Genomic DNA, 12,325 nt, shown 5'->3' on the forward strand with positions numbered 1-12,325 from the left:
CCGGCCAGGAGCTGGCCCTCTACGACCTGATCTGGAAGCGCACCGTCGCCAGCCAAATGGCTGAGGCGCGGCAGACCCACACCATCGTACTCATCGCCGTAGACGATGCGGTGTTCCGGGCCAGCGGCAAGCGCATCGATTTTCCCGGCTTTTTCCGCGCCTATGTGGAGGGATCCGACGACCCAGAGGCGGCTTTGGAAGATCGGGAGGTGCATCTGCCTCTGTTGCGGCAGGGGGATCCCCTCCGCTGCCAGAAGCTGGAACCCGTTGCCCACGAAACCCAGCCCCCGGCCCGATATACGGAAGCCTCCTTGGTCAAGGTGTTGGAAAGTGAGGGCATTGGCCGCCCCAGCACCTACGCCACCATCTTGAATACGATCATGAGCCGTGGCTACGTCAGGCCGATGGGGAATGCCCTCGTGCCCACCTACACAGCTTTTGCAGTCACCGAGCTGCTGGAAAAATACTTTCCCAACCTGGTGAATACCCGCTTCACCGCCGAGATGGAGCAAACGCTGGACGACATTGCTTCTGGACAGGCGGAGTGGCTGCCCTATCTGCGCCATTTCTTCTTGGGCGAGCAGGGTCTCGAGGGACAGGTAAAGGCGCGCGAGCTGGAAATTGATTCCGGCCTGGCCCGCTCCATCCATCTGGAGAACCTGCCTGTCAAGATCGGCATTGGCCCCTATGGCCCCTATGTAGCAGTTGAAACTGAGTCTGGAGAGGTGCGCGCCAACCTGCCGGAGGATATTCCCCCCGCCGATCTGAGCCCAGAACACATTGCGGAGCTGATCCAGCGGAAGCAGGAAGGCCCCAAGCCCATTGCCTTTCACCCGGAAACCCAAGAGCCCATCTACGTGATCCCGCAGGGCCCCTATGGCCCCTATGTGCAGTTGGGGGAAGTTTCTGAGGACAACAAAAAACCCAAGCGCACCTCTCTGCCCAAAGGGCTGAAACCGGATCAGGTCACGCCAGAGATTGCCTTGGGGTTGCTGAGCTTGCCCCGCACCTTGGGGGAACACCCGGAATCGGGGAAAAAAGTGCAGGCCGGCATTGGCCGCTTCGGCCCCTACGTGGTCTGCGATGGCGATTTTCGCTCTCTGCCCGCCGATGAGGATGTGCTGACCATCAGCCTGGAGCGGGCGCTGGAGTTGTTGGCCCAGCCCAAGAAAGGCCGTGGGCGCGGCTCTGCCAAGCCCTTGCGGGAGCTGGGATCCCATCCTGAGGATGGTGAGCCGGTCAATCTGCACGACGGCCCCTACGGGCTGTATGTCAAACATGGCAAGGTCAATGCCTCTTTGCCCAAAGGGATCCCTGCCGAAGCGGTTACCCTGGAAATGGCTCTGCAGGTGCTGGCCGAAAAGGAAGGCTCTTCTGCAGAGGTCAAGGGGAAAAGCCGCTCGACCGGCAAAGCGGGCTCCTCGGTCAGTAAAACCCAAGCCAAAACTGCCTCCAGCAGCCCTACAGCCCAGCAGGCCGGAAATGCTGTGCCGCAGAAGCGGCGTAAAGCGCAAACCACTTCCACTGGCAGCGGGATGGCCAAAGAGCCGCAAGCGAATGGGTCAGCTCAGGTTGGATCCCGTCCCACCATTGTGAAGATCACCCCCAAAGCCCCCGCCTGAGGTCAGCTTCTTGGGGTGCGATGGCCCAAGGTCGCCTGCTCAAGGTGGCTCAGGGATCGGCTATGTAGCAGCTTTGCTGACGAAACAACTGCTCCAAGGGCCACAAGCAGCGGCCACAGCGGCTTCCTGATTGGCAATGCACCCGCATCGCTTCTGCAAACGGCAAGGGATCCTGCTGCTGGCGCTTGAGAATCTGGGCATGTTCCAGCTCGCTGCAGTAGCAGTAGGCAGGATGGCGACGATGGGAATGCGCAAGAGACACAGGAGTATTGAAGTCGGGATCAACAACCTTCAGCTCAACGTTATCACTTGGGTGCCGGGGAAGTAGTGATTGAGGATTTGCGGCGCTGTGTAGCCCTGCTCGGCCAAGCCACGGGATCCCCACTGACACAGTCCCACCCCATGGCCGGCCCCACGATAGGTGAAAAGGTACACTTCCTGCTGGCCGGGCTTTGGCTGGAGACGTTCCCATGTGAAGCGGTTGCTGGGGAGGATCCCCCAACCCAGGGTTTGGCCAAGGCGCAGCACAAACTCTTGGCCGGTCAACAGTTGGGATCCAACGCGGATGCGCAGGGGGCGACCCCAGGGATCCGACTGCACAATCTCCAGATCGCCGTTGCCCAAGGCTTGCTCCAACTCCCGTCGGCTGAGTCGGACGCTGTGAGGGCCATAGAAAGGAGAGGCACGACACCCGTCACAGATCACCCCTTGTAGGTAGGGGCGGGCGGGTGGGGCAAAAATATCCTGGTTGGCACTGGTGTGACCGCCACAGGTGGAGTGAAACAGAACCTCTATCGGCTGGCCGGCATGGGTTAGGATCTGCCCTCGGGTTGCCTGCACCGCAGCAGTGGTCGCCGCCGTCTCATAGGCCAGGCCACCATAGAACTGGTGGGCGGTGGAGTCTTGCAATGGTCTTATCGGGGCAGAGGGCCATTCTCTTCTGGGGCCGGGGCACAGATGGGGAACGGCCAAGGTACGGGCCAAGATGGCTTGCGCCTGCAAGGCGGCAGCTGGCCAGTCGGCGGGCATTTCGCTGGGCACCAAAGCCAGCAGATAGTCTTCCAACTTGACCCAGTTCACCAGATGCAGGCGACCTGAACCCTCCGGGCAAATCTGTACCCAACCCCGATAGCGACGCTCCTCCCCTGCGAAGGGGCGCAGGGCTCCCCCCTGTAGCCAAAGGGATCCCTGGTAGCGACGAGGCTGTCCCGGCCCGGTCAGCAGGAGCTCTTGGCGGCGCACCTGTAACTTCCAGGCACCTGTTGGAAAAGGCTGCTGATTTAAAACAAAAGGGCCAACCAGCTCCAACTCGACCAAGGGATCCGCACTCCAGCGGCTGAACAGCTCCACGGCCAGCCAATCTCCGCGCCCGGACGTTTGGGCCTGCCGAGAGCCTCCCCAAACAGCCCCCAGGGATCCCAGCACCATCGCCCCCAACTGTCGTCGCCGCATAGGCCCCATCCGGGCATCCTCTATCGATAGACCATTCCCCCAGAAATACTGTCAAGATGAGCTGGCCAGCAAGGGATCGTATCCCAGTTGTTGGGTAAGCCGGGCGCGGGCCAATTCCCGATATTCCCAAAAGTGTTCTCCTGCGGCGCAGAGGCCCAAATACAAGTTCAGCAGGCTGGGCTTGCGCCGCCAAATCGTCCATAGCTGTCGCCAAAATTGGGCGCGAATTTCAGGGTGAAGGATCCCTTGCCGCCAGATGAGTTGTAGAAGCAGGTGGATCCCTTTGCGAAGGGGCAGCTTCATCATTTGCCGCCGGCCATCTTTGATGCCGATATTCAGGCATTGTTGCAGGCAGCGAGATAAATATCGCGCAGGATCATACAATTTCCAAAAACTTTCCAGATATTCTTGAGCAATCTCCGATAGAGAACGGGTGGGAATAAAGTTCATCAGTGTATTTTGATCGCCAAACTCAGTCACGCCGATCCCTTCCAGCAACCGTTCCTCTTTCTTCAAGCGATTCCAGAGCTGTGTGTTTGGCAAAGCCTGTAAAATGCCCAGCATTGGCTGAGGAATACCGGTTTGCTCGACAAAAGCCTGAATGCGCTCCCCTGCTCCTGGCCGCTCTCCATCAAAGCCCAGAATAAACCCAGCATAGATCAGCAGTCCAGCATCGTTGATCTTGCGACAGGCCTCCACCAAAGGGTGGCGGGTATTCTGGAGCTTTTGGGTCATCTGTAAGCTGTCTTGGTCTGGAGTCTCAATGCCCAAAAAGACAGCATAGAAACCCGCCTCTACCATTAACCTCATCAGTTCTTCATCTTCGGCCAGGTTAACCGAAGCCTCTGTCATAAAGGTAAATGGGTAATTGCGCTCCTGGCTCCAAGGGATCAGCTCTCGTAAAAATCGCTTGACGTTGTGCTGATTGCCGATAAAATTGTCATCCACTACAAATACCGAACCCCGCCAGCCCAAGTCATAGAGGGCCTGTAGCTCAGCTAGCATTTGACTTGGCTCTTTGGTTCTTGGCTTGCGTCCGTAAAGAGAGATGATATCGCAAAACTCACAATTAAAGGGGCAACCTCGTGAAAACTGGACTGACATCATGAAGTATTGATCCATACGCAGCAGATCAAACCTCGGCAAAGGACTTTGGGTTACGTCCGGCTTTTCGGCGGCCCGAAAAATGCCCGACTCTTGACCTGCTTCTAGGGCCTTGACGAAAGCCGGTATGGTCACTTCCCCTTCGTCCAAAACCAAATAGTGAGCACCAGATTCCAGGGTATCCTGTGGCACAGAAGTTGGATAGGGTCCGCCCACCGCTACTTTTTTGCCCAACTGCACCGCTTTGCGAATGAGGGCGTGGAAATCCTGCTTCTGCACCAACATGGCTGACAAGATCACCAGATCGCACCACTGCCAATCGGCTTCTGTTTCATCAGCTACATTGCGATCCACAAAGCGAATCTCCCAGTGTTGGGGCAGCAAAGCAGCAACGGTGATCAAGCCAAGAGGTGGCATTAGCGCTTTTAGCCCCACCATCTCAATGGTGCGATTGTAAGACCAGAATGATTGAGGAAAACGCGGATAGAGCAGCAACGCCTTCATACCAACCAGCTCCTGAGTTGCAGATCGACCAACTTGATCCCCTACTGGTTTCCTATCGATTTGCTAGGCTTAGATAAAGCAGCCACAGATCAAACGCCTGCTCGCAATATCCTGCTGATGTTAGCCATTGGCAGATCTTGTGCAGGCTATCTGTGGAGAATCCTATGGTTCTGCGGCAAAAACTTAGCGGGCAGGGCCAATGGAGTAAAGCTTATCGGGATCCCTTAAAGTTGGTTTTGGTTATCGTCGGGCTGAGTGTTGACGTTCCCCTAGCGTACCCCCTGCAATCTTGAACCAAACCCTGCCCTCTCACGGCTGGGGACGAAGTCAGTTCGGCGCACCTTGCTCAAAAACCTGCTGAACCAAGCCGCTGACGATGGAAAGTACAATTGCGCCGATAAACGCCCAGCCGAAATTATCGATGTTGAAAGCATTCCCGGCCAGCTTATCGGCAATGGCTAGACAAATGCCGTTCAAAATCAGCCAAAACAAACCCAGGGTAAGAACCGTAATCGGCAGGGTGATCAGCCGGAGAATCGGCCTAACCAAACCATTGACCAGACCAATGGCCAGAGCCGCCACCAAAGCCCCGCCAAACCCGGAGACGTGGATCCCGGGCAAAAGCCAAGCCAGGATCATTACACTCAAGGCTGACATCAGCCAGGTGGCCAAAAGAGTTGCCATGCTCCCTCCTCTGCCCTGATGGGGCCGCGATTTTGCCCTCTATGCTAGCTGATCTGCTCAGGGATCCCTTGCGCAGAAACCTCTTCAGGGCTATAAGTTTGCAGGGCCAAAGCATGAATGCTCCGCCCCATGTGTTCCGCCAGAGCGGCATACACCAGGCGATGTCGCTGTAGGGTCGTTTTGCCGACAAACGAAGGCGACACCACTTGAACTCGGTAGTGCCCTCCTGTCCCGCCCCCGTGGCCGATGTGAAGGTGGGACTCATCCTCCACCTGCACATGAAGAGCCTGCAGCTTCTCCATCAGGTGCTGCCGAAGGTAGTCGGGGGTAAGCATGGCAACCCCTCTGGATGAGATGGGATCCCTTAAGATTGAGCCGTGGCCTTAGCAAAGGCTGCCTCGACCAGCGGACGCAGCTCGTTGCGGGCGTGCATCTCTTGGATGATGTCGCAACCGCCCACAAACTCCCCATCAATATAAATCTGCGGGATAGTAGGCCAGTTGGAAAACTCTTTAATCCCCTGGCGGATCTCAGGATCCTCGAGTACGTTAATCGCCGTGTAGGGGAAGCCCAAACTATCCAGCACACGAACGGCGGCATAGGAAAACCCACATTGGGGCATTTCCGGGGTGCCCTTCATGTAGATGAGCACCTTGTGGGTGCGGATTTGCTCACGGATTTTCTCTTCCAAAAGGGGATCCAGCATGGTGTTCAGCCACTATAGCGACAACAGCCGATAGGCAAACCGACATCCTATCGAGATCTCATTTTCGTTCACTTCTAACATACTTGGCACTCTCCCCACGGCTAGGCCGAGGGATTCTTTTTCGCAATCACCAGTACCCCCATCATGCCCCACGCTAGGGGGTAGAACTTGGCGCTGGCAAACCCTGCTTGCAGGGCCATTTGTCGTTGCTCTTCTCCAGAGGGGAAGCGATCTAGGCTGGGATCGATGTAGGCATACTCGGATCCCAGTCCCAAAGTTTTGGCCTGGGCAACCACCTGGGTGTTCAAGTACCAGCGCTGAAATTGCTCGAAAAGAGGGATCCCTGTGGGGCGGTGAAAATCCAAAATGGCGGCACGACACCCTGGCTTCAGTACTCGCCCAATCTCTCGCAAGGCTTGGGGAATATCGGTTACGTTGCGCAGGCCGTAGCCCATGGTAACGGCATCGAAGCTATTGTCGGGAAAAGGTAAGGCCAAGGCATCTCCCAGAACCCACTCCAGCGAGTAGCCGGGGAACAGCCGGGAGCGACGCCGGGCAACGTCCAGCATGGCGGGAGAGAAATCCAGGCCCACCACATGTCCCCTTCGTCCTACTCGGCGGGCCAACTGCAGAGCCAGATCACCGGTTCCACAGCACAGATCCAGCACATATCCTCCTGAGCTGGCGCCCGACCAACGCACGGCCATACGCTTCCAAACCTGATGGAGGCCCAGGCTCAAGGTTTGGTTGAGGGAGTCATAGTGGGGAGCAATGCGGTCAAAAAGCGCTCGGATTTCCTCAGGCTGTTCAAAGGTTGGGCTAGGCACCTCTTCTCAACTCCACCTCATGTTCCCCGTACAAACTTTGTTGCTCCTGTTGCTCCGCAACGCTACGTGACCGGATCTGTGGTCTGAAGCTAAAGGAAGAGGGGTGTTACGGCGGCACCGGGATCCCACTGGCTCCCACTCGGTGGCGGCGGCTGGGGTAATCAGCCAAACTCAGGGACAGGGATCGGGATCCGGCTAGGCTCGAGGCTGGGATGCGGATGGTTCCCTGGAAGACTTGGCTATTGGGGGGCAGCTCCCCCGGCAAACCCTGGGTGAGCGCGTTGATTGACCGTCCATTGTCGTCAGTAATGTTCAGGAAGCTATAGAGAAAGCGCACCGTCTCTGCCGAGTTGTTTTGCATAGCTACATTCAGAACCACTTGGCTTCCCTCGCGACGAACCGAGAGCACCTGCATAGAGACCTGTCCACTGGCGGCAATTGGTAGGGGGGGCGGAGGTGGTGTGGGCGCTGGCGGGGCAGGAACTCCGTCCTGCTGACGGGAACGAGAAGGTGGAGGAGATGGGGTGGCGGGGCGAGGAGTTGGCGACGGGGCCGCCGCCAATTCAGGAGACAATCTGGGGGTGGGTGTTGGAGTGGGAGTTGCAACCGGGGTGGGTGTTGGAGTGGGAGTTGGGGACGGACGAAGGCTGGCTTGGACTGCTGCAATCACCTCAGCCTCGTTCAGCAAGGGCACAGTGCGGGGATCCCGAACTTCGCGGGAGCGAGAAGCCTGACCGGAGCCGGTGACAGGAGAAGAAACCCCGGATAGGGCTCGCTGGCCAAATAGGTAGCCCAAGCAAGCGCTCAACACCGTTGTGAAGAGAAATGCGCTCGTCCAAAACAGCACCCCCGAGAATGTGGAGGTGAACTCCTGAGATAGTCTGGCCGGTCTGCGCAAAGGCTGTTAACTCCTGCTGCTGGTTCGCTTACCCGATCATACGAAAGTGACGGAGAAGCTAGGGGTTCTCGACTGGGGCAGAGTTTTTGCGCTGTCGCTCATGGGCCTGTAGCGGGGTGCTGTCTAAGTTGGGCAGCCGCTCCCCCAGCCACCAACCCGGATCTTCCCAGCTTAGGGATCCCAGCCATTTCTCGGCTCGATCCGCCAGCACCAATGCCAACAAAACGGGAGCAGTGGTGATCCCCAGCGCTAGGCTGAGCCAGAGCGGTTGAGCAGATCGAAAAGAGGCCGAAGCAGCCTTTTGTTCAGGCGGAGATATTGGCTTGGGATCTGTCATGGTCGAGCTTTTGAGCCTGAAGTACAGTCAGGTTATTCGAGATTGTTTTTTCAAGCGTAACCAACTCTCATCTTAGCCTGCGGGGAATTTCTCAAGTAGTTTCAAACAGCAAGAAGGCTTTGCTTGATCTGAGAAAGCCCTGACATTGCTTCCTGATCTAGTGGCCGACAGAGAAGAGGTGCTGCCTGGCGTATGGCTTCAAGGGGCCAATCCCACCAAGCAAGTTGGATAAGCCACTCGATCACTTCAGGTGCAAAACGGTAGCGAACCACCCTCGCTGGCACGCCCGCAACAATGGCATAAGGGGGGACATCTCGAGTTACCACAGCACCCATTCCAACAACTGCTCCATTTCCAATGGTTACCCCCGAGCGAATCTTAGCGCCATAGCCAATCCAAACATCATGGCCAACAACAATATCTCCGCGAGTTACAGGGTGCCCTTTCAAAGCACGAAGCTCTCGCCAGGAATCAGGTAAATGGGTGAAAGGGTAAGTAGTAACCCAGTCAGTATGGTGCTCGTACCCTACGAAAAAATGCACCCCTCCTGCAATCGAAGTGCAACGTCCAATCTTGACGCGGGATGACTCTCCCATCCAATGAAGGAAAAACTCATATCCGTAGCTTAGGGAGCCAATCGTGAGCAGAGGAAAAGGCTCTAAACCGGCGTGAGCAAAATAGGTTTTCTCTTCCAGCTGGGCAGCGTGCTCGATTCGGATGGGCATAGAGATTCAGCCTCAGGATTGACCGGGTACCACTCGGCTGAGGACTTCAGCAGGCTGTTGTCGAGGTTAGACTCAAACGTCAGTGGATTTCCATTCTACCCAATGGCGATTGTGCTGATCTGTGGCCCTGTGCGCTCTGGCAAAAGCCGGCTGGCAGAGGGTTTGGCTGCGGCTTCGGGCTTGCCGGTTATCTACCTGGCTACCGGGCCGAAACCCGATCCCAAGACGGATCCAGAATGGGCAGAGCGCGTTCAACAGCACCGGCAACGGCGGCCTTCCAGTTGGCAGACTTGGGAAACCGGGAGGGACTTGGGGGCAGAACTGCAAAAGTTGCCCCAGCCCTGTTGTGCGCTGGTGGATTCGCTGGGGGGATGGGTGGCGCAGGGCCTAGACTGTCCCTCTTCAGAATGGGATCCCTTGGTGCAATCCTTCTTGGCAACCTTGCAAAGCCATAGAGGGGAGATCCTCCTGGTGTCTGAAGAAGTGGGCTGGGGGGTGGTGCCCGCTTACCCACTGGGGCGGCGGTTTCGGGATCGGATGGGGGAACTGACCCAAAGGCTGGCTCCCCTGGCCGACCAAGTGTTTTTGGTAACGGCAGGTTTTGCCCTGGATCTCACCCGTCTAGGGATCCCAGTGGCGAGCAAGACAGAGCAGAGCTGAGATAAGCTGCATTTGCAAGCCAGATAGCTGTGTTGCCGTGCCGGTTACCCTCTACCTTCCTGCCAAGGCCATTCAAACTCTGGATCTCACCCCCGGCCATGAGCTGGTGAAAACCTTGATGGCGGATCCCGTGCGTGCTGCCCAGCAGGTGCAATGCGCCATCGATTGGCCGCGCAGCCCTGAGGATCCACGGGAGCTGTCCGAGATCCCGGAGGTGCGCCTGTGGTTTATTCGTTGGGATACAGTCTACCCCTGGATGCCCTACTTCCTCAATTGGCGTCAAGGAGAACTGGCCCGTTACGCGGCTATGATGGTGCCCCACCAATTCAACCCTCGGGAGGGCATTGTTTACAACCCAGAAGCGTTGGAGATCTTCGTCTACCAGAAGATCTTTGTGTTGATGCGGTGGTTCAAGCAGCAGAACCTGGGATCCGTCTCCATGCTGCGGGATATGGCTTTGGTGTTTGGCTTCGAGATCCAGCCGGAGTTTCTCGCCCTGTGGGAGGCAGAGCCATGAAGGTGATGGTGGCCGACACCTGGCCAGGGATCCCGGGAGCTACGGCAGTGGCCGACGCTTGGCAGCAGGTGGTTCAACGCCCTTGGGGCCGGCTCAGTGTGGATCCCAACCCTTCGGAAGCTCAGCTAAAGGCCCTCTGGCAACAGATCTCCGAGTGGGCAGGAGAAAAAGATCCCCTACTGGTTTTGCCGGGCAGCGTTGCCGATCCCCTGGGGCCAGGCCAAACCTGGGCCGATCTAGCCCATGCGTGGGGGTTGAGCTTGCTGTTGACGTTGCAACGGGAGGCCGCCCTGAGCCAAGGTGCTGCTTTTGCCGCCCTGTTACGCCAAGCCAGGGCCCGTGGTTTGGGATGGGTGCTGGTTGGATCCCTGACCGAAACTGGGGATCCCCAGGCTTTGGCAGAGCTGGATGCAGCTTTGATCCCACGCCTGGAAGCCCAAGTAGGAATGCCGGTGTTGGGGAGAATGGCTCTTGATGGGCAGATCCTTTGGGATACAGATGCTCTATCGCTCTGCGACGCTGGTAAAACCATTTTCAATCTGGCCGGAGCGGATCCTGCTAGAAGCGGGTCTCAAACTCGATGGAAATGACATTGTTGCCCTCAAAATCGGTACTGGCGCGGGTGAGGGTTTGCTCGTTGAAGCGGTAGCGGGCGCTGTAGCGGGTGGGCTGGAAGGGATCCGTCAAGTTCCGCTGCAGCGAGAGGGAAGTGGCCGGCCCCAGATCGCGGGCCACCTCCAGCGCTAGCCCTATCGAGGAGCGGTTGGCAGCGCGGCTATCGACCTGGGGGACGGGGCTAATGCGCACCTCGTCTAGGCCCAGGGTGTCCCGCAGCGTGTCCAGCACATCGTTGAGCAAGGCAGTTCCGGCCAGGCCGGCCACTCCCGCTTCGGGGTTGAGGCGGGCCAGAGCTGTGCCTCCCAGGAGGGCGACGATCTCTTCGGGGGAGCGGCTGGGGCTGCTGGAAAGGGCCAGAACCCCGTTGCGGGGATCCGCCTCAGCCAGCTGGCTGGCCCGCCCGTTGACCGTGGCGAAAATCTCGATGCTCTGCTGGGATCCCGGCAGGTTGCGGTTGGTGTCGAAGGGGGAAAGATCTTGGGGGAAGCGGTACACCTCGAAGGCTTGGGTCATCAAGCGCAGGTTTAAGAAGGGATCAAAGGGGTTGTCCAAGTCGAAGGTGGCGGTGTTGGGGCGGGAGCGATCCAAGCGAAAGTTGGCGATGGGCAGGCTGACCCGGCCTCGCTCCAGAGTGATGGTGCCTGCCGGGCGCGGATCTTGGGGGGTGCCGAAAAGGCGCAAGGTGCCGGAAGCATTGAATTCAAACAAGTTAGGCCGCTGCACCCGGATCCGGGATCCCAAGGCCAGCTCCAGCCCATTCAACCGCGGCTGCCAAAAGGGTAGGGCTGTCGCGAACGTCGGCGGTGCAGAGTCCTCAGCCGCCTCTGTTGCGGTGGGTGGCTCAGGGCGAGGGCTTACATCCACAATCCCCTCGGAAACCTCTAAACGACCTTCAATCAACGGTCGCAGGAGCAGCCCCCCCACCACCACTTCTCCTTCCAGGCGGCCCGTGTAGAGATTGGGCAAGTTCAGGCGGATCCCTTGGAGCTGCAGGCTCAGCGGCTGCAGAGCTTCTCCTTCTTGCAAAGCTCCGCGAGAGTTGATGGGCAAAACGCCTCTGGCCACCAGGGATCCCTCCCCCAACTGTCCGCGCAGCTCCTGGACTTGCAGTTGATTGAGGTTAAAAGCAATCTGGCCTGTCAGGTCGGTGATGGGTTCCGGTAGGGCTGCCAGCTTGAGGATCCCGGAGTTGACGCTCAAGTTCCCCTGCAGGCTGGGCTCTCGCAAGGTGCCGCGGATGGCCAGCTCCAGTTGGCTTTGGCCGCCTTCCCAGCGCACCTGGTCGGTGAAGAGGTTGATCAGGCGCAGACCGCCATGCTTGGCTTGCAGGGTGAGGTCGATCTGGTCGGATTCGGCCCGCACCTCGGCAAAGGGCAGGGTGTAGGGCACCAGGCCAAAGAGGCGAATGGGTTCGTCACCATTGGCCAGCAGGGCGCCGTCCAGGCGCAGCTGCCCCCGCTGGTAGTCAAATTGTCCTCCCACCTCCCGCAGCGGCACCTGGTTGATCTGGGCGTTGACCACTGTCAGGGATCCGCGGGCATGGGGATCCCGCAGGTTGCCGGCCAGCTCCACGTCCAGGTTGAGATCCCCCTGCAGCTCCAGCTCCTCTGGCAGGAAGCGGTCCAGCAAAGCCAGAGGCAATCCTTGGATTTGCAAGGATCCCGACTGTTC

15 protein-coding genes are annotated in these 12,325 nt (G+C 58.2%); 4 read left to right on the forward strand and 11 right to left on the reverse strand.

Annotation, left to right across the window (positions count from 1 at the left end; translation table 11 throughout):
- Positions 1-1,622 (forward strand): topoisomerase C-terminal repeat-containing protein (locus NW856_RS04475; protein ID WP_414399312.1); only part of this gene is annotated, 1,622 nt, incomplete at its 5' end.
- 49 nt (positions 1,623-1,671) lie between these two features.
- Here NW856_RS04475 and NW856_RS04480 read toward each other — a convergent pair.
- From NW856_RS04480 to NW856_RS04525, 10 genes are all read right to left on the reverse strand, one after another.
- Positions 1,672-1,884, reverse strand: a complete 213-nt coding sequence (locus NW856_RS04480) for a hypothetical protein (RefSeq protein ID WP_414399313.1) — start codon at positions 1,882-1,884, stop codon at positions 1,672-1,674.
- Between the two features lie 29 nt (positions 1,885-1,913).
- The gene (locus NW856_RS04485) at positions 1,914-3,083 is read right to left on the reverse strand and encodes a SpoIID/LytB domain-containing protein (RefSeq protein ID WP_414399314.1); all 1,170 of its coding nucleotides are present in this window, start codon (positions 3,081-3,083) and stop codon (positions 1,914-1,916) included.
- Positions 3,084-3,125: 42 nt separating this feature from the next.
- Entirely contained in the window at positions 3,126-4,682 is a 1,557-nt protein-coding gene (locus NW856_RS04490; protein WP_414399315.1) for a B12-binding domain-containing radical SAM protein, read from the reverse strand.
- A 327-nt stretch (positions 4,683-5,009) separates the two neighbouring features.
- Complete coding sequence (locus NW856_RS04495) at positions 5,010-5,366, reverse strand: phage holin family protein (RefSeq protein ID WP_011433930.1); 357 nt, start codon at positions 5,364-5,366, stop codon at positions 5,010-5,012.
- A gap of 44 nt (positions 5,367-5,410) precedes the next feature.
- Entirely contained in the window at positions 5,411-5,701 is a 291-nt protein-coding gene (locus NW856_RS04500) for a BolA family protein (protein ID WP_414399316.1), read from the reverse strand.
- A 29-nt stretch (positions 5,702-5,730) separates the two neighbouring features.
- Positions 5,731-6,069 (reverse strand): Grx4 family monothiol glutaredoxin, encoded by a 339-nt coding sequence (gene grxD / locus NW856_RS04505; RefSeq protein WP_041437553.1) that lies wholly within the window; start codon positions 6,067-6,069, stop codon positions 5,731-5,733.
- Between the two features lie 104 nt (positions 6,070-6,173).
- Entirely contained in the window at positions 6,174-6,899 is a 726-nt protein-coding gene (gene ubiE / locus NW856_RS04510; RefSeq protein ID WP_414399317.1) for a bifunctional demethylmenaquinone methyltransferase/2-methoxy-6-polyprenyl-1,4-benzoquinol methylase UbiE, read from the reverse strand.
- Positions 6,900-7,005: 106 nt separating this feature from the next.
- On the reverse strand, positions 7,006-7,710 hold the full coding sequence (locus NW856_RS04515; RefSeq protein ID WP_414399318.1) for a hypothetical protein: 705 nt from the start codon (positions 7,708-7,710) through the stop codon (positions 7,006-7,008).
- A gap of 145 nt (positions 7,711-7,855) precedes the next feature.
- On the reverse strand, positions 7,856-8,134 hold the full coding sequence (locus NW856_RS04520; RefSeq protein WP_414399319.1) for a hypothetical protein: 279 nt from the start codon (positions 8,132-8,134) through the stop codon (positions 7,856-7,858).
- 101 nt (positions 8,135-8,235) lie between these two features.
- The gene (locus NW856_RS04525; RefSeq protein ID WP_414399320.1) at positions 8,236-8,859 is read right to left on the reverse strand and encodes a CatB-related O-acetyltransferase; all 624 of its coding nucleotides are present in this window, start codon (positions 8,857-8,859) and stop codon (positions 8,236-8,238) included.
- 102 nt (positions 8,860-8,961) lie between these two features.
- On the opposite strand from NW856_RS04525, the gene cobU reads away from it, so the two are divergent.
- The 3 genes from cobU to NW856_RS04540 are packed head-to-tail and all read left to right on the forward strand — an operon-like array spanning position 8,962 to position 10,626.
- Positions 8,962-9,519, forward strand: a complete 558-nt coding sequence (gene cobU / locus NW856_RS04530; protein WP_414331153.1) for a bifunctional adenosylcobinamide kinase/adenosylcobinamide-phosphate guanylyltransferase — start codon at positions 8,962-8,964, stop codon at positions 9,517-9,519.
- A 37-nt stretch (positions 9,520-9,556) separates the two neighbouring features.
- A complete protein-coding gene (locus NW856_RS04535; RefSeq protein WP_414399321.1) occupies positions 9,557-10,036 on the forward strand; it encodes a CRR6 family NdhI maturation factor in 480 nt (159 codons plus the stop codon).
- Entirely contained in the window at positions 10,033-10,626 is a 594-nt protein-coding gene (locus NW856_RS04540; RefSeq protein ID WP_414399322.1) for a hypothetical protein, read from the forward strand. Before NW856_RS04535 ends, NW856_RS04540 begins: the two co-directional genes overlap by 4 nt.
- On the opposite strand, the gene NW856_RS04545 is transcribed toward NW856_RS04540, so the two are convergent.
- The coding region (locus NW856_RS04545) for a translocation/assembly module TamB domain-containing protein (protein ID WP_414399323.1) at positions 10,595-12,325 on the reverse strand (1,731 nt) is incomplete at its 5' end. The genes NW856_RS04540 and NW856_RS04545 overlap by 32 nt on opposite strands.

Origin of the sequence: Synechococcus sp. R3-13, assembly GCF_047462195.1 — a bacterium.
In the GTDB taxonomy this organism is placed as follows: domain Bacteria; phylum Cyanobacteriota; class Cyanobacteriia; order Thermostichales; family Thermostichaceae; genus Thermostichus.

Bases quoted from the DNA above. Each gene is read 5' to 3' on its own strand.
- NW856_RS04525 (WP_414399320.1), bottom strand. From the start codon at position 8,859: ATGCCCATCCGAATCGAGCACGCTGCCCAGCTGGAAGAGAAAACCTAT.
- NW856_RS04485 (WP_414399314.1), bottom strand. From the start codon at position 3,083: ATGGGGCCTATGCGGCGACGACAGTTGGGGGCGATGGTGCTGGGATCC.
- NW856_RS04520 (WP_414399319.1), bottom strand. From the start codon at position 8,134: ATGACAGATCCCAAGCCAATATCTCCGCCTGAACAAAAGGCTGCTTCG.
- cobU (WP_414331153.1), top strand. From the start codon at position 8,962: ATGGCGATTGTGCTGATCTGTGGCCCTGTGCGCTCTGGCAAAAGCCGG.
- NW856_RS04500 (WP_414399316.1), bottom strand. From the start codon at position 5,701: ATGCTTACCCCCGACTACCTTCGGCAGCACCTGATGGAGAAGCTGCAG.
- NW856_RS04495 (WP_011433930.1), bottom strand. From the start codon at position 5,366: ATGGCAACTCTTTTGGCCACCTGGCTGATGTCAGCCTTGAGTGTAATG.
- NW856_RS04540 (WP_414399322.1), top strand. From the start codon at position 10,033: ATGAAGGTGATGGTGGCCGACACCTGGCCAGGGATCCCGGGAGCTACG.
- NW856_RS04490 (WP_414399315.1), bottom strand. From the start codon at position 4,682: ATGAAGGCGTTGCTGCTCTATCCGCGTTTTCCTCAATCATTCTGGTCT.